Origin of the sequence: Bacillus sp. TH22, assembly GCF_016651015.1 — a bacterium.
GTDB classification, from domain to species: Bacteria; Bacillota; Bacilli; order Bacillales; family Bacillaceae_G; genus Bacillus_A; species Bacillus_A mycoides.
Genome location: NZ_JAEKER010000001.1, coordinates 2,221,482 through 2,243,490, shown reverse-complemented (window position 1 = coordinate 2,243,490; position 22,009 = coordinate 2,221,482). Strand labels below are relative to the sequence as shown.

At 34.5% G+C, this 22,009-nt stretch carries 26 protein-coding genes and 1 riboswitch; of the genes, 17 read left to right on the top strand and 9 right to left on the bottom strand.

The window, feature by feature from the left end; all coding sequences use genetic code 11:
* Positions 1 to 73 precede the first annotated feature (73 nt).
* The 4 genes from JFU18_RS11365 to JFU18_RS11350 all read left to right on the top strand — a co-directional run bounded on the left by JFU18_RS11365 (position 74) and on the right by JFU18_RS11350 (position 2,436).
* On the top strand, positions 74 to 478 hold the full coding sequence (locus JFU18_RS11365) for a DoxX family protein (protein ID WP_001077751.1): 405 nt from the start codon (positions 74 to 76) through the stop codon (positions 476 to 478).
* Between the two features lie 182 nt (positions 479 to 660).
* Positions 661 to 1,461, top strand: coding sequence for an MBL fold metallo-hydrolase (locus JFU18_RS11360; RefSeq protein ID WP_201032528.1), 801 nt, complete (start codon positions 661 to 663; stop codon positions 1,459 to 1,461).
* Entirely contained in the window at positions 1,461 to 1,865 is a 405-nt protein-coding gene (locus JFU18_RS11355; RefSeq protein WP_088038561.1) for a nuclear transport factor 2 family protein, read from the top strand. Before JFU18_RS11360 ends, JFU18_RS11355 begins: the two co-directional genes overlap by 1 nt.
* Before the next feature lie 88 nt (positions 1,866 to 1,953).
* Complete coding sequence (locus JFU18_RS11350; protein ID WP_201034743.1) at positions 1,954 to 2,436, top strand: PRK06770 family protein; 483 nt, start codon at positions 1,954 to 1,956, stop codon at positions 2,434 to 2,436.
* Positions 2,437 to 2,468: 32 nt separating this feature from the next.
* Here the strand turns inward: JFU18_RS11350 and JFU18_RS11345 are convergent, their stop codons facing one another.
* Positions 2,469 to 3,380, bottom strand: coding sequence for a DMT family transporter (locus JFU18_RS11345; RefSeq protein WP_201034744.1), 912 nt, complete (start codon positions 3,378 to 3,380; stop codon positions 2,469 to 2,471).
* A gap of 205 nt (positions 3,381 to 3,585) precedes the next feature.
* Between JFU18_RS11345 and JFU18_RS11340 the strand changes: the two genes are divergently transcribed.
* Together JFU18_RS11340 and JFU18_RS11335 are read left to right on the top strand one after the other, a co-directional pair.
* The gene (locus tag JFU18_RS11340) at positions 3,586 to 4,080 is read left to right on the top strand and encodes an Lrp/AsnC family transcriptional regulator (RefSeq protein ID WP_002029975.1); all 495 of its coding nucleotides are present in this window, start codon (positions 3,586 to 3,588) and stop codon (positions 4,078 to 4,080) included.
* A 291-nt stretch (positions 4,081 to 4,371) separates the two neighbouring features.
* Complete coding sequence (locus tag JFU18_RS11335) at positions 4,372 to 4,869, top strand: N-acetyltransferase (protein WP_201034745.1); 498 nt, start codon at positions 4,372 to 4,374, stop codon at positions 4,867 to 4,869.
* Between the two features lie 35 nt (positions 4,870 to 4,904).
* Here the strand turns inward: JFU18_RS11335 and JFU18_RS11330 are convergent, their stop codons facing one another.
* Positions 4,905 to 5,675, bottom strand: coding sequence for an SDR family NAD(P)-dependent oxidoreductase (locus tag JFU18_RS11330; protein ID WP_002063956.1), 771 nt, complete (start codon positions 5,673 to 5,675; stop codon positions 4,905 to 4,907).
* 140 nt (positions 5,676 to 5,815) lie between these two features.
* Between JFU18_RS11330 and JFU18_RS11325 the strand changes: the two genes are divergently transcribed.
* The 8 genes from JFU18_RS11325 to JFU18_RS11290 all read left to right on the top strand — a co-directional run bounded on the left by JFU18_RS11325 (position 5,816) and on the right by JFU18_RS11290 (position 11,481).
* Complete coding sequence (locus JFU18_RS11325) at positions 5,816 to 6,175, top strand: MerR family transcriptional regulator (RefSeq protein ID WP_002188427.1); 360 nt, start codon at positions 5,816 to 5,818, stop codon at positions 6,173 to 6,175.
* A gap of 493 nt (positions 6,176 to 6,668) precedes the next feature.
* Entirely contained in the window at positions 6,669 to 7,025 is a 357-nt protein-coding gene (locus tag JFU18_RS11320) for a DMT family transporter (RefSeq protein ID WP_002125474.1), read from the top strand.
* A gap of 2 nt (positions 7,026 to 7,027) precedes the next feature.
* Positions 7,028 to 7,342, top strand: coding sequence for a DMT family transporter (locus tag JFU18_RS11315; RefSeq protein WP_000539704.1), 315 nt, complete (start codon positions 7,028 to 7,030; stop codon positions 7,340 to 7,342).
* Positions 7,343 to 7,480: 138 nt separating this feature from the next.
* Positions 7,481 to 8,059, top strand: a complete 579-nt coding sequence (locus JFU18_RS11310; RefSeq protein ID WP_098778294.1) for a TetR/AcrR family transcriptional regulator — start codon at positions 7,481 to 7,483, stop codon at positions 8,057 to 8,059.
* 216 nt (positions 8,060 to 8,275) lie between these two features.
* The gene (locus JFU18_RS11305) at positions 8,276 to 9,478 is read left to right on the top strand and encodes an MFS transporter (RefSeq protein WP_137058417.1); all 1,203 of its coding nucleotides are present in this window, start codon (positions 8,276 to 8,278) and stop codon (positions 9,476 to 9,478) included.
* Positions 9,479 to 9,748: 270 nt separating this feature from the next.
* Complete coding sequence (locus tag JFU18_RS11300; RefSeq protein WP_201034746.1) at positions 9,749 to 10,453, top strand: DUF4352 domain-containing protein; 705 nt, start codon at positions 9,749 to 9,751, stop codon at positions 10,451 to 10,453.
* A 19-nt stretch (positions 10,454 to 10,472) separates the two neighbouring features.
* Positions 10,473 to 10,817, top strand: coding sequence for a DUF4064 domain-containing protein (locus tag JFU18_RS11295; RefSeq protein ID WP_201034747.1), 345 nt, complete (start codon positions 10,473 to 10,475; stop codon positions 10,815 to 10,817).
* A 79-nt stretch (positions 10,818 to 10,896) separates the two neighbouring features.
* Positions 10,897 to 11,481 (top strand): hypothetical protein, encoded by a 585-nt coding sequence (locus JFU18_RS11290; RefSeq protein WP_201050312.1) that lies wholly within the window; start codon positions 10,897 to 10,899, stop codon positions 11,479 to 11,481.
* A 754-nt stretch (positions 11,482 to 12,235) separates the two neighbouring features.
* Here the strand turns inward: JFU18_RS11290 and JFU18_RS11285 are convergent.
* Positions 12,236 to 12,574, bottom strand: a complete 339-nt coding sequence (locus JFU18_RS11285; RefSeq protein ID WP_002166316.1) for a winged helix-turn-helix transcriptional regulator — start codon at positions 12,572 to 12,574, stop codon at positions 12,236 to 12,238.
* A gap of 169 nt (positions 12,575 to 12,743) precedes the next feature.
* On the opposite strand from JFU18_RS11285, the gene JFU18_RS11280 reads away from it, so the two are divergent.
* Positions 12,744 to 13,283 carry an ester cyclase gene (locus JFU18_RS11280; RefSeq protein ID WP_201034748.1) on the top strand — a complete coding sequence of 180 codons (540 nt, stop codon included), beginning with the start codon at positions 12,744 to 12,746 and terminating at the stop codon, positions 13,281 to 13,283.
* Positions 13,284 to 13,306: 23 nt separating this feature from the next.
* Positions 13,307 to 13,852 carry an NAD(P)H-dependent oxidoreductase gene (locus JFU18_RS11275; RefSeq protein WP_201034749.1) on the top strand — a complete coding sequence of 182 codons (546 nt, stop codon included), beginning with the start codon at positions 13,307 to 13,309 and terminating at the stop codon, positions 13,850 to 13,852.
* Between the two features lie 146 nt (positions 13,853 to 13,998).
* Here the strand turns inward: JFU18_RS11275 and JFU18_RS11270 are convergent, their stop codons facing one another.
* Together JFU18_RS11270 and JFU18_RS11265 are read right to left on the bottom strand one after the other, a co-directional pair.
* Positions 13,999 to 14,517: a general stress protein gene (locus JFU18_RS11270; protein WP_137058413.1), complete on the bottom strand. Its 519-nt coding sequence runs from the start codon at positions 14,515 to 14,517 to the stop codon at positions 13,999 to 14,001.
* Between the two features lie 32 nt (positions 14,518 to 14,549).
* Entirely contained in the window at positions 14,550 to 16,289 is a 1,740-nt protein-coding gene (locus JFU18_RS11265) for an SgrR family transcriptional regulator (protein ID WP_201034750.1), read from the bottom strand.
* 106 nt (positions 16,290 to 16,395) lie between these two features.
* Between JFU18_RS11265 and JFU18_RS11260 the strand changes: the two genes are divergently transcribed.
* Positions 16,396 to 17,658 (top strand): MDR family MFS transporter, encoded by a 1,263-nt coding sequence (locus JFU18_RS11260; RefSeq protein WP_201032536.1) that lies wholly within the window; start codon positions 16,396 to 16,398, stop codon positions 17,656 to 17,658.
* Positions 17,659 to 17,709: 51 nt separating this feature from the next.
* Here JFU18_RS11260 and JFU18_RS11255 read toward each other — a convergent pair whose 3' ends face one another.
* From JFU18_RS11255 to JFU18_RS11240, 4 genes are all read right to left on the bottom strand, one after another.
* Positions 17,710 to 17,913: a hypothetical protein gene (locus JFU18_RS11255; protein ID WP_002010828.1), complete on the bottom strand. Its 204-nt coding sequence runs from the start codon at positions 17,911 to 17,913 to the stop codon at positions 17,710 to 17,712.
* 250 nt (positions 17,914 to 18,163) lie between these two features.
* Positions 18,164 to 18,679 carry a type 1 glutamine amidotransferase domain-containing protein gene (locus JFU18_RS11250; RefSeq protein WP_201032537.1) on the bottom strand — a complete coding sequence of 172 codons (516 nt, stop codon included), beginning with the start codon at positions 18,677 to 18,679 and terminating at the stop codon, positions 18,164 to 18,166.
* Between the two features lie 281 nt (positions 18,680 to 18,960).
* Entirely contained in the window at positions 18,961 to 20,160 is a 1,200-nt protein-coding gene (locus tag JFU18_RS11245) for an ABC transporter permease (RefSeq protein ID WP_201032538.1), read from the bottom strand.
* A gap of 60 nt (positions 20,161 to 20,220) precedes the next feature.
* Complete coding sequence (locus JFU18_RS11240; RefSeq protein WP_201050311.1) at positions 20,221 to 21,645, bottom strand: amino acid permease; 1,425 nt, start codon at positions 21,643 to 21,645, stop codon at positions 20,221 to 20,223.
* 147 nt (positions 21,646 to 21,792) lie between these two features.
* Positions 21,793 to 21,974: riboswitch (Lysine riboswitch) on the bottom strand.
* Between the last annotated feature and the right edge of the window lie 35 nt (positions 21,975 to 22,009).

Here is a 22,009-nt window from a genome sequence, read left to right as displayed (position 1 = left end):
GAAAAGAAATACCGTATTGTTTTGTCTTGTGAATAAATGTTCACCATAACAAAACAAAAAAGGAGAGTTCAGAATGAATCAATATATTGGGAATTTAATTATTCGTATCGTATTAGGAGTTACTTTTTTTGCACACGGTTTAGCAAAGTTTCAATCAGGTATAGATAACGTAGCAGGATGGTTTACAAGCATCGGTTTACCAGGTGGTCTTGCATACGGCGTAGCAACAGTTGAATTAGTTGGTGGTATATTATTGATTATCGGTTTAGGCGTGAGGTATGTAGGATTGTTATTCGCTCTTATTTTAGCTGGAGCTATCGTAAAGGTAAATGGAGCAGCAGGATTATTAGGAGATGGAAAGAATCCAGGGTATGAATTAGATCTTGCGTTATTATCAATGGGTGCGTATTTATTCGTTGTAAAAGCAGAAGGATATGTAGATCGTTTCTTAAAAGAGAAAGTAATGAAAACGAAGTAAATTTCATTTTTTAAGTGTTGACTTGACGACTTGGTGTAACTATAATGATTACATCAAGTCGATTAGTAATAAAATGATTCATATATTTTTTTATTCTAGTTGTAACTAAAATAGTTACAACTAGAATAAAGCTTAAAGAATAAAGGAATATAAAAGAGTAAATAAAAAGTGGAGGAAATAACATGTCCAAATTACATTTAGAGGTTTTTACAGGATCTGAGCAAGCATTTCAAGTTACATCCACAATTGTATACGGAGAAAAAGATGCAATTCTTATCGATGCACAATTTTTATTAAGTGATGCGCACCGTTTAGCAGCTCAAATTATTGAAACAGGAAAGAATTTAACTCATATTTATGTGACTCATTTCCATCCAGATCACTATTTTGGATTAAATGTATTACATGAAGCATTTCCAGAAGCGAAGATTGTTGCATTACGGAATACTGTTGAAGATATTCGTAACACATTTGAGAAGAAAGTGGAACAGTGGAAACCATCTATTGGGCATAATGTTCCTCATCAACCAATTGTTCCAGAGGAATTAACAGAAGAGAAATTGATTTTAGAGGGAAATGATTTAATCATTAAAGGTGGTTTGCAAGGTGATACACCGAATAATAGTTATGTATGGATTCCATCATTAAAAGCTGTTGTTACAGGCGATATCGTTTATAACAATACTTTCGTATGGACGTTAGAAACAGATGCTGAAGCTCGTCATAAATGGTTAGAAACATTAAGTGAACTTGAAAATCTTCATCCTGAAATTGTTGTAGCGGGTCATCGTGATTATGACGTACCAAATACAGCAGACGCGATTAAACATACTCGTAAATATTTAGTTGCATTTGATGAAGTTCTTGCAGGAAATCCTTCAAGTGAAGAAATTCAAACGGCAATAAAGGAACGATTCCCGCGCGTTAAAGCGTTAGAAATTGGACTTATTTTAGCGGCAAACGCGTTTGGGGCGAAAAAATAATGAAGCAAAAAACAAATTTAGAAATTATTCAAAGCACGTATGAAGGATCAGCTTCTTCGAATGCAAAACATTTAGCAGAAGCATTTTCTGAAAAAGTGGAATGGACAGAGGCAGAAGGTTTTCCGTACGGCGGAACGTATATAGGTACAGAAGCTATAATGGAAAATGTATTTAGTCGTTTAGGATCAGAATGGGATGATTATAAAGCGAGTGTAAAGACGTACCATGAAGTAAACGGAAAAGATGTAATTATTGCTGAAGGTGTTTATTCAGGAGTTTATAAAGAGACGGGAAAATCATTTGAGGCGGAATTTGTTCATGTATGGCAACTTAAAAATGGAAAAATCGTGAAATTTAAGCAATATGTGGACAGTTACATTGTACGAGAAGCGATGAAGGCTTAAAATAAAATAAGGAAACAAATGGAATCGACTATGTGCAGGCGATTCCATTTGTTTATGTAATTATTAGGGGGAATGGGGAGTACATAATATGAAAAAATGGATAATAGGGACAATTACAATGATTGTAATTGCGGTAGGAGCTGTATTCGGTGTTACTAAACTTCTTAATTATATAGAGGAGGAGGAGAAGAGTCTTAAAACACAAAAAGTGATGAGCCAACGGGACAAGAAAGTTGCGGAAGAGAAGCCACAATTTAGTGAGGATGAAATTATTTCTACAATGCATAGGATGGTACATCAAAAAGTGAAATCATCTGATAAATGGGGATTTATCGAAATGACAAATAAGGAAATTCGTAGTGCGAAGAACGCAGTAGAAGGCAGTACAAATTTTAAATATAAAGCAAAGCTACTTTCTACTTTGGAGCGTTGGGAGAAAGGAGACTTTTCACAAACGGTTGAGGATCATAACTTTTTGTGGGAAATTCAAGGTGGTGATACCGGAAAGGCAACAGAACGTTTATCGCCAGAAGAAGAAAAACAGTATGTGAAAGAAATGAAAGGTAAATAAAAACATCGCCACTTTGGTGGCGATGTTTTTGATTAAGAATGTTTTCGCATTAAAGCTCTAGTTGGCTGAACAGCAACGGTTTTGAAATGAGAAAATAAATAACACCCTGTCACGACGATGATTGTACCGAAAATTTGAATCCATGTTAATTCTTCTCCAAGGAAAAGGAATGCTAAAATAGCTGTGAAAATTGGATTGAAATTTAGAAAAATCCCCGATGTAGTAGCGCCTAATTTCTGTACACCAATATTCCAAAACACCATACAAAGTACTGTTGAAATGAGTCCTGTATATAAAAGTGATGTTATGAAGGAAGAGTTGATATTGGAAACAGTGAAGCTACCTATGTTAAATGGAAGCAATAAAATAACGCCGAAAATGCCAGAATATAATGTAGCCATTAGGGGTGTAACTGTTTTTGTCGCCCATTTACTACAAACAGAATAAATGCCCCAAATACAAACTGCTGCAATCATCCATAAATCCCCGCTATTAAAATGTAGTGAAAATAAAAGAGCAAAATTTCCTTTTAAAAGGACGAGCATAACCCCGAAAAATGAAAGAATCATAGAAAGAATTTGAAGTGTATTTACTTTTTCTTTTAGAAATAGCACAGAAAATAATGTAATTGAAATAGCGTTCAATGTAGAAATAAGACCTACATTCGTTGCGGATGTTTTTTCTAGTGCTAAAAATTGAAAAATGTTAAAAAGAACGACTCCTGAAATTCCCATAAGTATTAACGGAAGTATTGCAGAGCGTGGTGGAATGATTTTCTTCTCTTTAAACCATACCATTGGTAATAAACAAATGATCGCAATTAGCCATCTTAAACTTGTCAGTGTCATCGGAGATGCATGATCGACGAGTGATTTCCCAACGACGAAATTTCCTCCCCATAATAAGCTTGTTAATAATAGTAAAAAGACGTAAAAATAAGGCATGCTAAAAACCCCTTTGTTGAAATAAGAATGAACTGTAAATAATTTTAGCATTTTTCTTTATTATCTAATATATTCTTTTGTATAATGGTAAAAACTCGATAAAATGTTTCGTTAGAAATCTTATTTACAGAAAAATATTTAGTTTGATATAAGTTATGAGATGTTTCTTCGAATAATCGTCGGTAAGAAAAAAGGGGGAATTTTGATGGAGTCATCTGTTATTAAAGTGCTTGATGATTTGGATGTGAAAATTTTAGATATATTGCAGAAAGAATCACAAGTAAGTAATGCAGAGCTTGCACGCCGTGTTAATTTATCTCCAGCTGCGATGCATGCACGAATAAAAAGGTTAGATGGGGAAGGTTTTATTGATAAGCAAGTAGCAATTTTAAATCAAGAAAAGCTTGGATTTGATTTATTATGTTTCATTTTTATGAGCACGAATATTCATCAGTATGAAAAGCTGGAAGTGTTAGAACGAGAATTAGAATCTATGCCTGAAGTGTTAGAATGTCACTGTTTAACAGGAGAGTATGATTATTTATTAAAAGTTGCAAATCGTGATCGTAAAGAACTGGAGCATTTTATTAGAAAGCTGAATAAGCTTGGTATTACACGTATACAGACGAGTTTAGCACTTCGTGAAATTAAATATTCAACGGTATTACCGATACGAAATGAGGAATCAAGCATCGATTAAGTTGCTTGGTTTTTTGTTTATGTAAAGTGAAACTTTAATCAGTGGGGGTTTTGTTCATCCACCACTGATTATTAGCCTTCACCAATCGGGCGTTTAGGGGCAGCCCGACTCCCACCTACCTTCTTTGCTTCAGCCGAATTTTGAGGTGGGAGTCTTACTGCCCGTTAATGTGGGATAAAATTCAGAAAAGTGATTGACGGAGAGAAAAGAGAGATGTATTATTATATGAAATTATGAATTAAAATTCATACAATGTTATAAATATTAACACTGGGGGCAAGGGGATATAATATGAAAATCTTTAATGCGGTTACAAGTGATGTGAAAGAAATTTATACTCTCATTGAAATGTATGCAAAAGAAGGAGTTGTTTTGCCGCGTTCTCTTTTGTCTCTCTATCAATATTTACAATGTTTATACGTTGTGAAAGAAGGAGGGGAAATCGTGGGAGTTGCTGGTTTGCATGTGTTAGGAGAGGATCTCGCAGAAGTACGATCGTTAGTAGTTTCGCATACATATGCAGGAAAAGGGATAGGGCGTAAGTTAGTGAATCATGTAATGAATGAGGCGGCAAAGATAAAAGTGAACAGGGTAATTTCTGTAACATATGAAACGGAATTTTTTCAAAAGTGCGGGTTTGATTTTGTGAATAGAGAAGCATTGCCAGAAAAAGTGTGGATTGATTGTAGACATTGTCCAAAAGTTGATTATTGTGATGAGGTGGCGATGATACGGTATGTGGGTGGAATTTTTAGAGAGAAAAAAGGCCCACTATTATTTAAGAAATAGTGGGTATCTATATTTTAATCAGAAATGAGATGTTGTTAAGAATTTGAATTCGTTTTTCTCACGGCAAAATTATAAAGTGGATCTCTAAGTTCATAGTTATACGTAGAACCATCGACAAGTCCTACAACTTTATCGCTATCATAAAGGTCGAGCATAAATTGTGCCATTTGTTTTGCAGTGTGGAATTGTGGCACAACATTAGCGTATTGGAACTCATCAATATCAAATGAACGTTTTGCGAATTCTGTTTCAGTTGCAGCAGGAGCTAAAACTTTTGCTTGTAGTTTTGCACCTTGTTCTTTCAGTTCGTGAGATAGTCCTTCTGTAAATGCACTTACATAAAATTTCGTAGCGCAATACGTAACAGCATTGGCAACAATCGTGTATCCACCGCCTGATGAAACATTAATAAGTTGTGTTCCTTCGGTCATTGAATAATCTCGAACGAAAAGGGAAGATAGTATTGTTAGTGCTTCTATATTTACATGCAACATCGTTTCTATCTTGTTTAAATTTTGTTCAGCAATTGAGGCGAAATTACCAAAACCTGCGTTGTTAATCCACGTTTCAATTTGAAAACTTTGTAGACTTTCATAAAATTTATAAACTTCTTCAGTGACTGATAAATCAGTTCTTCGAATGACAACATCCAATTCCGGATGCATTTCATTAATTTTCAATTTTAATCCGTCTAATTCTTCTTGTCTTCGAGCTACAAGTATTAAGTTTTTTCCGCGAGATGCAAAGGCTAAAGCGGATTCATAGCCAATTCCTGAACTAGCACCAGTAATAACAGTATATTTCATATAAAAGCCTCCTAAATTCAAATTAATTTATCATGGTTAGATTGTATTTGTTAGAGTATACTCTAAGTCAAATGTTTTTTATAATTTGGATAAGGCAGTAAAATATATGAGAGTAAATGGCGTGCGGAGGGAGTATGGTTATGTACACAATTAGCGAGGTAGCTAAATTATTAGGAGTGAGCACACATACATTACGTTATTATGAAAAGGAGAACATATTAATTGCAAATCGCGATGCAAATGGGAATAGATTGTATGAAGAGTCACATATAAAGTGGTTGCAGTTTGTAATGAAATTAAAACAAACGCAAATGCCGATAGCGAAAATAAGAGAATATGCTAGATTATATTTAGAAGGGGAGCATACAACCGAAGCTCGTTTACAGCTCTTAGAAGATCATAGGAAATCTATTCAGATTCAAAGAGAAAATTTAGAAGTTACAGAGAAGATGCTCGAAAATAAAATTATTGCATACAAAGACTCGTTGAAAAGTAAATAGCGTACAAAATATTTCGTTCTTTGTTGCATGTTGAAAAGGGAGTACAGGTCTTTGTTTTGGAATTTATCTATGAGTATTTTATTATAATGTGCCGATAAATTAAAAAAGAGCAGTTAGCTAAAAGCAACTGCTCGATTCAAAGGGATCTCCAAGGGGGGAATGGAGAAAATATTATGTTACTACCATTATTCACAGATTATTAAGAAATATTCATGTGGATTTAAGAAATTTAAAATATTTTTGGTTAATAGAATCCGGGTGTTGACACTTTATCAATTGGTCATGTAGAATGTTTATGAATGACATTCAGTCATTTTTTTCTGTGGAAGGGTGTAGATAAGCAACTTTTATATGTAGTTAGCTTAATAACGGAACAAATATAAGGATAAATGAGGATGATATTGGTTTTTTAAATAGTAGTTAGAGTGAGATTATATTTTTTAAATCAAAAAATGACTGACGGTCAGTCAGTAAATAATAGAAGGTGAGAGATATGAAAAATAAAGCTTGGTTATATGTCATATTAACATGTATCTTTGAAATTTTTTGGGTGTTTGGTTTTAATACAGCTCATACTTGGTGGCATTGGGTCATTATTGTAGGAGTTATCGCTGTTGATTTTTACTTCCTATCGAAAGCGTGCGAACATCTTGCAACAGGGACTGTATATGCTGTGTTTGCCGGAGCTGGTACGGTTGGTACTTTCCTAATGGATGTATTCCTTTTCGGCGGCAGTTTCAGTTTAGGAAAGCTATTCTTTATCGTAATGGTCGTAGCGGGCGTGATCGGTTTAAAATTAGCTGATAATAAAGAAGAAACCGCGGAAGAAATTGTGAAAGGAGCTGCTTAAAAATGGGTTGGATTTTCGTATTTTGTGCTGCAATTAGTGAAATAGTCGGTGTGATAGGCCTTAAAATGTATAGTAAAGATAAGACGTTAACAAATGGAGCGATTTATATAGGTGGATTTGCAACTTCCTTTGCATTCTTATACACATCTTTCTTGTTCTTACAAGTAAGTGTAGCTTATGCGGTTTGGATTGGCATTGGAACAGCAGGAGCTGTTTTATTAAATATGTTTCTGTTTGGTGAATCGAAAAGTAAGGCACGTTTGATTAGTGTAGCTCTTATCGTATGTGGAGTTACGGGATTAAAGGCTCTTTCATAAGAAAAGGATATTAAAGTTAAATCTCCTAACGATTTGTTGGGAGATTTTTATTATGAAAAGTGCACGATGATTGACAGTACAGCTAGTTATTTTATAAAATGAGTGACAGTCATTCAATACGCGTGTGAAAGGGTTTAGATGATGAATAAAAAAGAAAAAATTGTCTATGCAGCTATTGAGGTGTTTCAGGAAAAGGGCGTTGAAAAAACGAAGATTTCTGATATCGTGAAATTGGCTGGCATTGCACAAGGAACTTTCTATTTATATTTTCCTTCTAAGTTATCTGTTATGCCTGCAATAGCAGAAGTGATGGTTGAGAAGATGATACTTGCAGTGAAAGAAAAAGTACAGAACGATGCACCTTTTTCAAGTAAGGTTGAGCAGGTAATAGATGCAGTGTTTAACTTTATAGCTGAATATCGTGAAATACAAGCTTTAATGTATGCGGGTCTTGCATCTACTGAACATATAAAAGAATGGGAAGCTGTGTATGAGCCTCTTTATATGTGGCTAAGTGAATTTTTAAGTGAAGCAAAAGAAGCTGGTGAAATTCGTGATTCGGTTCATGCAGAGAGAACAGCGAAGTTATTTATTGCTCTTGTTGAATCAGCAGCGGAACAAGTTTATTTATATGATCATAAAGATGATGAGCAAGTCGAGCTACAAAAGGCAGAAGTACTAGATTTTTTAACACATGCACTACATATAAAAGAATAGAGAAATTAGATGAACCTATCTTAGAAAGGTAGGTTCATTTCTGCGGAAAACTGAATGATAGTCATTCACTATGTATTTATGTATGTGTGGAAGGATAGAGTGAAATTCTAATGAGTGGGGGCATCTTTACTCAGTATGAGCCCACAAATAGCAGGATAAAGAAAAAGCTTCTTGGGCATTATTTTTGAGAGGAACTACGGGAAGAGGTGTTAAAAATTGAAGAAACCGATAAAAGAACAAAAGATGGTATTGATCATTCTTTTGAGTAATATATTTATCGCTTTTTTAGGGATTGGATTAATCATTCCGGTTATGCCGTCCTTTATGAATGATATGAATTTAACAGGAAAGACGATGGGTTATCTCGTTGCAGTGTTTGCAATGGCGCAGCTTATTACTTCACCTATTACGGGTCGTTGGGTCGACATTTACGGTAGGAAGAAAATGATAATCATTGGATTATTTATTTTTGGTGTTTCAGAGCTTCTTTTTGGATTAGGTACAGATGTGTGGATGCTTTATGCAGCGAGGGTGTTAGGCGGAATTAGTGCCGCGTTTATTATGCCGGGTGTTACGGCATATGTTGCTGATATTACTTCTATTCAAGAACGTCCAAAGGCGATGGGATATCTTTCAGCGGCTATTAGTACCGGATTTATTATAGGGCCTGGAATCGGCGGGTTTATTGCAGAATACGGTATACGTGTGCCGTTCTTTGTGGCAGCAGTGATTGCCTTTATAGCATGTGTGATTTCCATCTTTATTTTAAAAGAACCGTTAACGAAAGAGCAAATTGCAGAGATTTCTGCTAATACGAAGGAATCAAGCTTTATCGGGGATTTAAAGAAATCATTAAATCCAATGTATGCAATCGCATTTATTATTGTATTTGTACTCGCATTCGGATTATCGGCATATGAAACTGTGTTTAGTCTGTTTTCTGATCATAAATTTGGTTTCACACCGAAAGATATTGCTGCAATTATTACGATTAGCTCCATCTTTGGGGTAGTTGTGCAAGTATTTATGTTTGGCAAATTGGTTGACATGTTCGGTGAGAAAGTATTAATTCAAATATGTTTAATTGTAGGTGCAGTATTAGCATTCGTCTCAACTATAGTCTTTAATTATTGGAGTGTACTTCTCGTTACTTGCTTTATTTTCCTAGCATTTGATTTACTTCGTCCAGCTTTAACGACGTTTTTATCAAAAGCAGCTGGAAAAGAGCAAGGATTCGTTGCTGGTATGAACTCAACGTATACGAGTTTAGGAAATATCGCAGGACCAGCGATGGGCGGAATATTATTTGATATAAACATTAATTATCCATATGCATTTTCAGGTGTTGTTTTAATCGTTGGTCTCGGCATTACATTTATGTGGAGAGAGAAACAGCTAGCTCAAAGTTTTGCGAAGTAATGTAGTGAGTAATGAAAAACCCCTTACCATTATAAGGGGTTTTTAGAGATAATCGAGAAACGTTCTGATTTAAGTGCATTGTAGAAGAAGAGTTTTCTATTGAACAAAAGTGGGGTTTTACATAATTCACCAAATGAATCAATGAGAGCTTCGGCTCTCTTTTTTATTTTCGTTCGACAAAATATGACAATGTTGCGATTGAATGTTTGCTATGATAAACTCGGAAATCTTACATTTTGACCGAAAATTATCAGAAAAGGCGGATTTAATATGGAAACACTAGCAGTACTGATTTTTCTAGCTTCAATTGTTCTGTTTGTATTATTTATAATTGCTATTTTCAAAAGAAAACCTAAGGCGAAACTTATTATTAGTTCGATTGTATGCCTTGTGTTAGCAATGATATTAATGCCATCAAAAGATAAAGAAGAAAAACCAAAAGCGAAAGAAACAACTCAACAAGCTTCTACAGAGGTGAAAGAAGAGCCTAAAAAAGAAGAAGTGAAAAAGGAAGAACCAAAAAAAGAACAACCTAAAAAGAAAGAAGAACCTAAGAAAGAGGAGCCTAAAAAGGAACTTTCTAAAGAAGGGGATTCTTCTAAAGTTAAAATCGCTGTAGGTTCTGTTGAATCAATAGATTCTGTTGGTGGCGAATATTTAAAAGAAAGCGCACAAGGCGTGTTTAAAATAGTTGAAATTTCTATTACAAACAATCAAAAAGATGCAATTACTGTTGATGCTAATAGTTTCAAATTAATGGACAATCAAGACCGCGAATTTACATACTCTACACAAGCTCAGACAGCTTATGATATTGGAAATGGTGGTAAATCTGATTTCTTCTTAAAACAACTTAACCCTGGACTAACTCAAACAGGAAAAATCATCTTTGACGTCCCTGCTGACGCACAAGGCTTAGTATTAAAAGCTCGCGGCGGTATGATGGGTAAAGAAATTAAATTAAAAGTAGAATAAACTTTAAAGGAGCAATAAATTGAAAAGAACAGCTGAATTTGTATTAGGACTTATTGGTGGGATTTTTGGTATTATTTTTGCATTTATCGCTTTACTGATCGGCGGTATGGGGGCTGCTTTCGAAGCTGAAGGCGCAAATACGATTATCGGATTGGGATGGGGTGCCGTAGGCCTATCAATCTTAGGAATCGTTGGCTCTGTTATGGTAAGAAACAAAGCAAAAGTTGGCGGTATCATGATGACTGTTGCTGCTATTGGTGGATTTGTTTGTATCTCTATATTTTACTTATTGCCAGGAGTATTATTATTAATCGGCGGATTAATGGGTATCTTCCGTAAAGATAAAGCTGCTGTATCTGCTTAAAAAGGAGCACTCGAAAGAGTGCTTTTATTTTGCCTTTACTAATACAATTTAACAATTATGCATAAATGGAGGAGTCAGCATGAACAAAAAGATAATTGGGGGAATTTTAGGGGTTATTGTGATTGTTATAGCCCTTGTGAGTATGAATGTATTGCAAAACAAAGCTAAAGAAGCTGAAGAAAAGAAGAAACGTGAAGCTAGCTATGTTCAAGCCGCAGCAAAATTTTATAATAATATCGAACTAATGGGGTTTGTTGCTGATACAGTTTTACCGGAGTATTCGAAAACTTGGTCTAAAGCTATTGATGATCGCCGAGATTTTAATGTAGCTGTAAACGCTAAGAAAAAATTCTATAATTCAATGATCTCTCAAGCTTCTATACTATATAGTGATATGGAAGGTCAATTAAAAACTGTTTCTGAGGCTGCAAAAGAAAATCCAGATAAGTATAAAGAGCTTTATGATGAATATAAAAAGATGTATGGAACTATTACATCTTTAAAGGAACAAACTGAATCTCCTAGTGGAACTCTGATGACATTTAACCAAAATGCAAACATGTTATTCCAAGAATACAAGAAATATAAAGGGAATATAGATGTGGCCGTATCTGAGGATGTAAAAAATGAGGTCGAAAAAATTAAAGAAAAGAATAAAAAGTAAATACAACAAAATATAGATTTGAAAAACTCCCTTTAGATATCTAAAGGGAGTTTTTCAGGTTTATACATTAATATAAGACTATCAATTGCTATTAATCTATTTTTTGCGTGTCATAAACATTATAACAAACCAAAATAAAATAACTAATCCTGCAATAATAATTGCTATTGGAGTGTTTAAACTCAATAAATAATCAACACCAAAATAGAAAACTATACAGATTAGAATAGCTAATACTATAACAAACTTGTCATGCATTAAACTTCTTACCTTCTACCGCTGCACTAGCAGAAGTTGCAATAGTACCTGATAAAATAGTTGCTGCTACAGCAAATGCTGTACCTTTAAAAATCTTTTTCTTCATAATAAATTCCTCCTACGACATAACGCTTTGTTTTATTTTTCTATTTCTATTTATTTACCCTACAACCAAATATTAAAATTAATGGGGTTAAAATACAAATATAGTTGTCTGTACATTTTTTTGATACAATTAACTTGTTAAAAAATGGAAACTTCATGAATTGTACGATTGGGGATTATAATTTTTTTATCCTTTTATTGGAATCGTAAATTAACTTGGAATTTATATAAAAAACTTAAACCAAGTCAGAAGGAAGCCCCCTTAGCGTGTCTTTTCTTTATACATTAAAAAGCCCACCTATTTCCGTAGGTGGGCTTTATCTTTATTACACAATACCAAAGTATACTTTCATTTCCTCATAAACTTTAACATATTTACAAAAACTACACTTTATAAACTTAATCCAAACCGCTTTAATTCAATAAATATCCCCTCTAATTGCTTTCCTTTATCCGTTAATGTGTACTCTACGCGAGGCGGAACTTCTGGATATACTTTTCTCGTTATAATCCCTTGTGCTTCCAATTCTTTTAGGCGAAGTGATAATGTTTTCGGACTAATCCCGTCCATTGATTTTTGTAAATCGCTAAATCTTAATGTTCCTTCGATAAGAAGATCGCGAATGATTAAAAACGTCCATTTTGTACTAATTACGTCAAGCGTTTTAGCGATAGGACAAGGTATACCAGGTAAACCTTTCGTTAATACAACTGGATCTATATTGCTCATGGAAATAGCCTCCATAAAAATTTTTTGAATGAATTTTCCTTATCGTATCACAAAACTATCTTTTTGGTAACTATATGAAAAAAATATCACTACTTCCATAAAGGAAGTTAGTGCATATACAATAGAAATAAGAAATACAAAGGGTTTGTATGAAGAGGAGGTGATTTCCATGGGTATGAAAAAGCTGTTTATGTTACTTAGTTTTTTTGTCACTTGTATTGTGCTTGTAGCATGTAGTGGTGAGCAAAAAACTGAAATCCAATTATTGAAGGAAATGCCGAAGCCAAAAACAATGACAATCGATCCTTCACTAGGCAAAAAAGAAGCGACAGAAATGGTTCATGCAGCCCAGCGCTTTTATGCATTTTGGGATACAGGTAGAGAGGAACTTATTCCGCAGACGGTTACTGAAAATTTTTTCGATAACACACTGCCGAAAGGTCGACCACAAGGCACTGAAGGATTAAAGCTTGCAGCGCAAAACTTTCGTAAAGTAGTTCCAGACATACATTGTGAAATTGAAGATTTATTAGTGGTTAGTGATAAAGTAACAGCTCGTCTTTCTTTTACTGGAACCCATAATGGTAAAAACATTCGTTTTTTTGCAATTGATATTTTACATGTGAAGGATGGAAAGATAACGGAAGATTGGCATTTAGAAGATAATCTTACGCTGAAGCAGCAACTGGGCTTAATAGCTGAAGAGTAGATCATATAGGGGAGAGAAAAGCGATGAAAAATATTTTTATTATAAATGGACATGAAAAATACGGTACGAAAGAAGGACGATTAAATAAAACGTTAGTTGATTATATGGTAACTGTATTAAGCGAAAATCATCATGTGAAAACAACAACGATTCAAGATGGATATAGTATTAAAGAAGAACAAGAGAAGTTTTTATGGGCCGATGTTGTGGTTTATCAAACACCAATTTATTGGTTTAGTGTCCCGGGATTATTTAAAACATATATGGATGAAGTGTATGAGTACGGTTTGTTCTTTAAAGGTGCAGATGAATACGGGACAGCTGGTTTATTAAATGAGAAGCAGTATATGTTTTCTACAACTTGGAATGCACCTGAAAAGGCATTCGGAGATAAGACGAAGTTCTTTGAAGGAGAAAGTTTAGAATCAGTGCTTAGTCATTTACATCGTGTGCAGAAATTTCTCGGTATGAGTCCGTTAAAGAGTTTTGCTTGTTATGATGTGGTGAAAAATCCGGATATTGAGAAATTTTTGATGGACTTGAAGAATCATTTGGCTGAGGTAATTTAATAGTAGTTTGCATCTTTGTGCGTAAAAAGGTTCATCTTTAAACATGTAAGAGAAGGTACTACTAAGGAGGTAGTACCTTCTCTTACATTCATAAAAATTGCTTAGTTTTTCTTAGCTTAAAGTCTTCATAAGCGGAATTTAACCTTTTATGAAATACGTTGAAAATCTTTACTCATACAGGACTGTTTTAGTTTTTTTGATTTGATTAAATGTTTAATATCAGAGATGTTATCGTATGAAAGCTGAGTATGATAATAGTTAATGTACTCAAGTAATGCAAAAATATAAATAAATAGAGTGAATGATAGCCCACCTAAAGGTAAGTGGGGATACCAAATTGCAAAATCAATAGTAAACGTAATAAATCCCGTGATAAGTAATGCTATATTTATCTTTTTAAGTATTTTTAAATATTGAATCATCCTAATGGGTGTAACAGATGTTTTCTCTTTTTTTAGTCGTTTCCACTTTACGTACCAGTAAAGTGTTCCTTGTAATAAGATAAACTCTAAAAGAAGAAATGAGATCCAAAAAGAATATAAGGAATATAAATGTAACGTAGGATAAGCATAATTAAGTAAGTAACTTGTGAAAATAAAAGTAATGACTGAAAATAACTCACCTGTGTATAGATAGGAAAGCCTTTTTTCTAGGTTGCTTTTCATGGTTCTTCTCCTTTTATAAAAAACTTCACATTTTAATGCGGGGATGGCTGTATCCATAACTTCGCAAAATTCGCCCAACCGAATGAATCAATTGTTACATTTTTTAAAGAAGAAGGGTATGTTTTTCTTTTTAAAACGTGATAGTTAAATAAAATGATGTTTTCAGCTTGTAAAAACTCTTCGATCTCATACATGAGCTTATACCGTTTTTCTTTATTGTCTTCTAATAAAAAGGTATCAAGTAAACAATTAATTTGTTTTGCATAGTGTGGGTCCATGAATCGATTTACGAAGCAACTTTTATTTTTAAATACATTTAAAAATGCAATTTCATGATCAGCAGCAAACACTTCGCCCATAAAAATAATATCGGCATGTTTATCAATAGAACGATCCATATAATCTGAAACGAGAAATGGGTGAAGTTCTACGTGTACTCCTAATTGTTCGCAGCGTTCTTTTAGGAAATGTGCATCATTTGCACTATCTTTAAATGCGAAGAAATAAATATGTATCGTTTCTCCATTATAGGTGCTCTTTTTCAAATAATCTTTCGCTTTTTCTAAAGAGTAGGATCTTCCCTGAGCTTGGCGGCTTCTTTCAGGGAAAAAGCTTGATGCAGCAATTGTTCGTCGCCCCTCTATATTACGAAGTATCGTTTCAACGTCATATAGTTCTCTCCAAGCTTTACGAAAGTAAATGTCGTGGTGGGGACCAGATTTTGTAAAGTTGAAGCTAGCATAAATACAGCCTATTTCTTCTATTTGTATGTCATGTCTTTCATTTTCATTCTCATTTGGTAATTCATAATCAGCATCTATTTGCACATGATCAGGAATACCCCAAAATTCAATACGGTCTAATAACGCGCGCTCTTTAAAATAATGGGTGAACGCTTCGAGTACGATATTATCTTCAGAGTAATGAGCAAGCCTGAAAGGTCCAGTACCTATATAATGATGATTTTGAACGGCTGCATCATGTGGCAAAATTGCTAGTTGCATGGAACTCACATAGTGTAAGAAAAATAAATTTGGTTTTGCTAAATGAAATCGTATTTGCAGTGGTGATGGTGTTTCAATTTGAACAATTTCCTGTGTTAACCATGCGTAAGGAGATTGAGCTTGCTGCAATCTTTCAAATGAAAATTGTACATCTTTAGAAGTTAGAACAGTTTCGTTATGAAAATATATATCTTTTCGTAAATGAAACGTCCACGTAAGCCCGTCTTCGCTTAATTCCCACGTATGTGCAATGTGTGGTTCCATTTTTTCTGTAATATCGTTATAAATGACTAATGTATCAAAAATTTGGTTAATAAGATGACCCTCTGTTGTTACAGCCGTAAAAGCGGGATCTAATGGCAATATCTTTCTTGATATAGGGATCTTCAATATGTCATACATATCATTTGAAGGTTCGTATCCAAAATGATGATGTAGTTTATTTTCTATTTTTTTTTGAATTGCAAGAGGAAGGGGCTCTTTTAAAAGAAGAAAGATATCTTTTAATTTTTCTTGGGCTAACAGTTCATCTGTATAGGATTCAATTGCTTCTACGAAACTATGTACAAATATAATTTCTGTTTTATTTCCGCGACCACGCCCTGGTGTCCACTTAATGAATTGTTCCTCGCTCATTTTCTTTAATAAAATCTTCACGTTTTTCGTACTGCAATATAAAATATCCGCTAATTCTTGTAAGCTATTTCGTATAAGTTGCTGATCTTGTGAATGTAACCTTAAACGAACATAATAGTCCATAATCTTCATATGTATGCACTTCCTTCTATTTAAAAGGGGAAACTCTTTAGAATATTCTAACCTTTTTCTTCCTCTTTTTCAAAGTAAAATGAATAAGCATAAGGAGGGGGAAACAATGGGATTTTGGAGTATGCACCGAAATATAAAAATTAGAATTATAACTTCGTTTTTAACACGCACTGTATCCACAATGATTTTTCCATTTATGGCGATTTATTTTTCAATAAAATTAGGTAGTGCGATTGCTGGTGCTTTATTACTCATCAATGTGCTAGCTGCATTAATTATCGGTTTATATGGTGGGTATGTTGGAGATCGGCTCGGTCGTAAAAAAGTAATGATTATCGGCCAAAGTATACAAGTCGTTTCCATTGCTTGTATGGGAATTGCAAACTCAGATTATGTAGATTCACCGTGGCTAACATTTGTGTTTATGTTAGTGAATAGTTTAGGATCTGGACTTATGAATCCAGCGACGGAAGCGATGTTAATAGATGTGAGTACACCTGAAAATCGAAAAGTGATGTACAGCATTAACTACTGGGCTATTAACTTATCAATTGCGATTGGAGCAATATTTGGCGGATTATTATTTGAGAACTATAGATTACAATTGTTTATCGTATTAACGGCTGTTGCGGTCATTACTTTATATGTGATGGCTGTATATATGGAAGAAGTGTATGTGGCACGAAAAACGGTGGAGAAGAAAAATGTATTAAAAGATATGGCAGATAGTTATAAAGTCGTGATGAAAGATAGAGCGTTTTTAATTTTTTGTGCAGCAAGTATATGTACACTATCGTTAGAGTTTCAAATTAATAATTATTTAGGGATACGTTTACAGAAGGAATTTGAAACGGTGCACTTTTTCTTCGGGAATGGTTTTACATTCGATTTAACAGGTATTCGAATGCTTAGCTGGATATCGGCAGAGAATACAATTTTAGTTGTGTTATGTTCGGCGCTTCTTATTAAAATGCTGAAAAGCTTCAACGATTTGAAAATTTTATATGTAGGTTTATTCATTTACACGATTGGATTTACAATACTCGGAACGAGCAATAGTTTATGGATCTTATTAATCGCAGGGCTTTTCCAAACTGTAGGAGAGATGATGTATGTGCCGGTTCGTCAATCTATAATGGCGGATATGGTGCCAAATGAGGCGAGAGGTTCTTATATGGCGATTAATGGAATGGTCTTTCAATTAGCGAAAATGAACGGTGCATTAGGTGTTATGCTAGGCTCGTTTATTGCATCTTGGGGCATGAGCGCTCTATATTTCATCGCTGGTATGAGCAGTATTTTATTATTTATGAAGGCGATCGGGAAAGAGAAGTATCAGAATGAAGGAAATGTTTCTCAGATTGGATGAAACTATATAAAAGCGAACCAGTTATACTGGGACCCGCTTTTTATATAATTTTTAAAACGGATCAACTTCAGCTAAATCAGGATTGGCGTTAGGGTTTGTTAATAAGGTTTTCAGCTCACCTACTTCTGAGAGAGCGACGAGGATATAACCACTAATAAGGACGATGAGTCCGATGACTCGTAATGTTTGCAATTTAATGTCACGGCTATTTTCTTCTGAGTTGTTTTGGGGCGTTGCAGGCGGATTGTTGTTCATAATAGAGCTCCTATCTTTTTTATTTATATGTGCGAAATCATTATTAACGTATGGATAAGAATTGTATAGTCATTTTCACTATATGAGAAATGCCTATGAAAAGTGATTATAAATTTTAGGACGAGAAAAGAGGCTGTCTCAAAAAATCATTAAAGATGAAGAAATGTTTCATATGGTGTTAATTTTGTTTTTTACAAATAAAAAGGTTAACCAAAGTAGCTATTTAGCTAATTTGGTTAACCTATAATAACTATCCTAATATACGCAATGATTCTTCAATAAACACTGGGATGTCCTCTGGTTGTCTACTTGTTACTAGCTGATTTTGGCATACAACCACTTCTTTATCATGAAAATTTCCACCGGCATTTTTCAAATCGACCGCAATGGATTTATATCCAGTCACATCGCGTCCTTCAAGTGTTTGTGCAGTGATGAGTAATTGGGGGCCGTGACAAATAGCAAAAACAGGTTTTTTCGCATCCATAAATGCTTTGCTAAAGCGAACAAAACGTTCATCTGCACGAAGTATATCTGGGGAAAATCCGCCTGGTATAAAGATGGCATCAAAGTTCTCTGGAGAAACATCATCAATACTTTTATCAATTACGACTTCACTTTTTCCTTGTTTACCGTGTACCGTTTTACCTTTTTCCATTTCAATAGTTGTTAATTCGTATCCCTTTTGATTAAAAGCTTCTACTGGCTCTGTGTATTCTGTGTCCTCGAAATAATCCGTTATTAAAATAGCAATTTTTTTACTCATTGCAATCAGCTCCTTATATTATATAATCGGTTCCAGAATCGTCCTTGAGCAACGCCTTTTATAAAGTGAAACTTTAATTCATATTTTTCATTCCCTCCAGTTCCTTTGCCCTGTTAATTTAATAACTACCCTTTTTATTAGGACGTAAACATGTATTATCGTTTTTGTATGTAAAAATCATAAAATATCGGTTGTTTCAGTGATTCTTGTTTGAGGAAGAAAAATAAAAAAGCCAAGGAGATAATTTATTTTCTCCTTGGCTTTTAAGATAATTCTTTTCGTTAAAACGAAGAAACGCGTTGCTTCGTTTTTGGTACAATAATAAATTTGATCCAGATTAAACCGATAATCATAATGATAAGACTATGTGAAAATTGCCCTGTGGCAATGAGTATAACACTTGAAAATAAAATGAGTTGAATACTTAGCAATATGAAAATTAAGCTAAGAAATTGACTCATTCGTTCTTCAGTATCAATTGGATATAATGCTACAATAATATTTCCTGAAAAATATTTCCACAGAGAACGAAGCTGCATAGAAATCATATATAGGACGATATAAGCGATAGCACCTTTTACATATATATTCGGAATAAAATATAGAGCGAAAGCACCGATCAACCCTAAGCGAATATATATACCGAAATAATCATTACCGCGTAAAAATGCTAGTGTATGTAAATAGAAGAAAGTTGCTCGTTTTTTATGTAATAAAGGTTCAATCCAATTTGTAAGCCATTTTCTTTTATTTACTTGCTTATTCAGTTGCGGAACATCGGTGAAAATGCTAGCAAATTGATAGAAACGAACGTCCATTTTTTCTTCTTGTTCGATTATGTAATCCCACGGTATTCGTTTTGTAGGTTGTTTCTTCGTGTATAGAAGCAGGAAAGCAAGAAGTAAGAGTAGTCCGCCTAACACGATCACATTTGCAGTATAAAACAGCATGTAAATGATCAGGGCGTTACAAGCAATGCGAATGATAAACCATATGCTTTTTTCATAACTATCACGCCACATCCAATGTATGTATATGTTCCAGCCCTTTAGAATCATTAAAATTATAAAGATTGTACATAAGAAAGGTACGGTTAGTTGTAATGATTGCATGGCAAGCGGTACGATAACAAGGAACGTAAATATAAGCGGGAAAAGCTGAATGATGTAATTATATAGAAGAGATTTTTTAAAATAAGATGTTAATTTCTCTTCTAATGCAAGTAAATAGACAGCGTCCGGTTTTTGAATAAATGTGCGAACTTGGCATCTCGTTATAATGAGTGTAAGTACGATCGTGATGAGTAATAAAGATATTCCTTTAGAAGGATCCGTTTTAAGAAACTTAGCGTAATAATATGCACCTACACATGAGACGAAGATGAAGCTATATAGTAAACCGTTAATCATACGTGCAAAGTATGTGATGGCATTTTGAATATGTTGTTGAAAGCGAGAGCTCCATAGTGATTCGATTGACATGTTTTTCACCTCTTTTTTCTATTATATATGTTTTATAAAGTAAAAAACGAGCAAATTGCGTTACGCAACTTGCTCGTTTTTCTTTTCTTTATTTTTTTTCTGATCACGATTCATTAATGGATAGAAGGCAAAGCCAATTCCGAATAAACCAATTCCGAGAAGAAATGTTTTTATATCGGATGCGCCGGTTTTAATAACCCATAGTGCATAGCAAAGTGCGATAACTGCAACTACACCATCCATAATTCTTGCCCGCATTTCATTTTTATATGTTTCACCAGTTGCGACTAGTTTTAACTGGAAGATTGGTGAAACGAGATATGGAATGAGGTAGGCCAGTGTTGATACGGTAATAACGAATGTATAAGCTTCCGCAATTGTTCCTGATAATGTTGAGAATAAGAACACTTGCGACATAATGTTTGTTAATCGTAGTGAATGAATTGGACTTCCTTTTTTATTTGTTTTTGCGAAGAAGGAAGGGAAGAAACCTTCTTTTGCTGCTTGATAAGGTACTTCTGAGCTTAATAAAATCCAGCCTAATATTGAGCCGAATAGGGAAGTAAGAGCAAGTAATGCCATAAGTTTCCCGCCGCCGTGACCCATTGCAGCGTTTAGCGCATCTGCTAATGGACGTTCAGAAGCTTGTAATTTATCAACGTGAAGTACACCCATTGTTAAAATTGTAATTCCTAAATAAATTGCAACTGTTATTAGTAAACCGGCAACAGTCGCACGTTTTACCGTTTTGGGAGAAGTAGCTCGGTTTGATAAAAGAACGGCTGATTCAATCCCGATAAATGCCCAAAGTGTTGTAAGAGCAGCTAAGTTTACTTGTGAAAGTAGACCGTGTGATACGCCTTCTTTATCGATCATTGGTGTGTACCATTGTCCAAATTTTGAAGCTTCGAACGCAAATAACGTAACGACGATGAATAGAAGGAATCCAGTTACTTTCGTTGTTGTTGCTAAGAAGTTTAGCTTCCCAGCTCCGCTTACACCGTTTGTTAAAATTAAATGTGTTCCCCAAAGTAAGATGGAACAAATAGTAAATGTAATTAGTTTTCCAACTTCTATATTGAAAGAGCCAATTGAAAATAGTAGTCGTGTATCTTTCATAATTGGGAAGAAGAGCGATAAATATCCCGCGAAAGATGTAATAATGGCAACGTTACTTGCCCAGTTTGCAACCCAATATCCCCATACCATGCTGAAACCAGCCATTTTCTTTCTTTTTGGTGTTGAGAATAAAGCATATGAATGACTTTGTGGTCCTGTCGTTAAATCAGGACGACGAATTGCTAAATTACCGAAAACAAGAGCTAGCATTAAAACACCAAACCCTGTTGTTAACCAAGCTAAAGTGACACCGAGTGGGCTAGCTGTTTGTGCCAACGTACTTGGTACCATGAAAATACCAGCGCCAACCATGTTACCGACAACGAAAGCTGTTAGTACCCAAAAGCCCCATTTTTTTTGTTGCATAGAAAATACCTCCAAAGTTAGTATAACCAAGTCAAGCGAGGAGATATGTATGTCTTCCTATTAGGGAAGAGAAGTTCCAAACAAAACAAAAAAAGCACGTAAACTTGCCGCTACATGCTTTCTATCTTATAAGAAACCCACGACATACCTCTCGATAGCTCTCCACAAACGAAACGTTTGTGACAGTTCTGCACTTATTAAATGCAGACCCAGCAAGCGTGCATGGTGGACACGACTTACTTCGGCAATCATTCCTTTCTCATTTCTTCATCAATGCCACTACATCTCCTGAAATGATACTCTTAATGACTGCAACCTCTACCTCACCGAGATACGAATGAGGATTTATGTATTAAATTAACAT

What these genes read in the sequence shown, in the direction of transcription:
- JFU18_RS11365 (WP_001077751.1), top strand. Translation starts at nt 74, where the DNA reads ATGAATCAATATATTGGGAATTTAATTATTCGTATCGTATTAGGAGTT.
- JFU18_RS11360 (WP_201032528.1), top strand. Translation starts at nt 661, where the DNA reads ATGTCCAAATTACATTTAGAGGTTTTTACAGGATCTGAGCAAGCATTT.
- JFU18_RS11355 (WP_088038561.1), top strand. Translation starts at nt 1,461, where the DNA reads ATGAAGCAAAAAACAAATTTAGAAATTATTCAAAGCACGTATGAAGGA.
- JFU18_RS11350 (WP_201034743.1), top strand. Translation starts at nt 1,954, where the DNA reads ATGAAAAAATGGATAATAGGGACAATTACAATGATTGTAATTGCGGTA.
- JFU18_RS11345 (WP_201034744.1), bottom strand. Translation starts at nt 3,380, where the DNA reads ATGCCTTATTTTTACGTCTTTTTACTATTATTAACAAGCTTATTATGG.
- JFU18_RS11340 (WP_002029975.1), top strand. Translation starts at nt 3,586, where the DNA reads ATGGAGTCATCTGTTATTAAAGTGCTTGATGATTTGGATGTGAAAATT.
- JFU18_RS11335 (WP_201034745.1), top strand. Translation starts at nt 4,372, where the DNA reads ATGAAAATCTTTAATGCGGTTACAAGTGATGTGAAAGAAATTTATACT.
- JFU18_RS11330 (WP_002063956.1), bottom strand. Translation starts at nt 5,675, where the DNA reads ATGAAATATACTGTTATTACTGGTGCTAGTTCAGGAATTGGCTATGAA.
- JFU18_RS11325 (WP_002188427.1), top strand. Translation starts at nt 5,816, where the DNA reads ATGTACACAATTAGCGAGGTAGCTAAATTATTAGGAGTGAGCACACAT.
- JFU18_RS11320 (WP_002125474.1), top strand. Translation starts at nt 6,669, where the DNA reads ATGAAAAATAAAGCTTGGTTATATGTCATATTAACATGTATCTTTGAA.
- JFU18_RS11315 (WP_000539704.1), top strand. Translation starts at nt 7,028, where the DNA reads ATGGGTTGGATTTTCGTATTTTGTGCTGCAATTAGTGAAATAGTCGGT.
- JFU18_RS11310 (WP_098778294.1), top strand. Translation starts at nt 7,481, where the DNA reads ATGATGAATAAAAAAGAAAAAATTGTCTATGCAGCTATTGAGGTGTTT.
- JFU18_RS11300 (WP_201034746.1), top strand. Translation starts at nt 9,749, where the DNA reads ATGGAAACACTAGCAGTACTGATTTTTCTAGCTTCAATTGTTCTGTTT.
- JFU18_RS11290 (WP_201050312.1), top strand. Translation starts at nt 10,897, where the DNA reads ATGAACAAAAAGATAATTGGGGGAATTTTAGGGGTTATTGTGATTGTT.
- JFU18_RS11285 (WP_002166316.1), bottom strand. Translation starts at nt 12,574, where the DNA reads ATGAGCAATATAGATCCAGTTGTATTAACGAAAGGTTTACCTGGTATA.
- JFU18_RS11280 (WP_201034748.1), top strand. Translation starts at nt 12,744, where the DNA reads ATGGGTATGAAAAAGCTGTTTATGTTACTTAGTTTTTTTGTCACTTGT.
- JFU18_RS11275 (WP_201034749.1), top strand. Translation starts at nt 13,307, where the DNA reads ATGAAAAATATTTTTATTATAAATGGACATGAAAAATACGGTACGAAA.
- JFU18_RS11270 (WP_137058413.1), bottom strand. Translation starts at nt 14,517, where the DNA reads ATGAAAAGCAACCTAGAAAAAAGGCTTTCCTATCTATACACAGGTGAG.
- JFU18_RS11265 (WP_201034750.1), bottom strand. Translation starts at nt 16,289, where the DNA reads ATGAAGATTATGGACTATTATGTTCGTTTAAGGTTACATTCACAAGAT.
- JFU18_RS11260 (WP_201032536.1), top strand. Translation starts at nt 16,396, where the DNA reads ATGGGATTTTGGAGTATGCACCGAAATATAAAAATTAGAATTATAACT.
- JFU18_RS11255 (WP_002010828.1), bottom strand. Translation starts at nt 17,913, where the DNA reads ATGAACAACAATCCGCCTGCAACGCCCCAAAACAACTCAGAAGAAAAT.
- JFU18_RS11250 (WP_201032537.1), bottom strand. Translation starts at nt 18,679, where the DNA reads ATGAGTAAAAAAATTGCTATTTTAATAACGGATTATTTCGAGGACACA.
- JFU18_RS11245 (WP_201032538.1), bottom strand. Translation starts at nt 20,160, where the DNA reads ATGTCAATCGAATCACTATGGAGCTCTCGCTTTCAACAACATATTCAA.
- JFU18_RS11240 (WP_201050311.1), bottom strand. Translation starts at nt 21,645, where the DNA reads ATGCAACAAAAAAAATGGGGCTTTTGGGTACTAACAGCTTTCGTTGTC.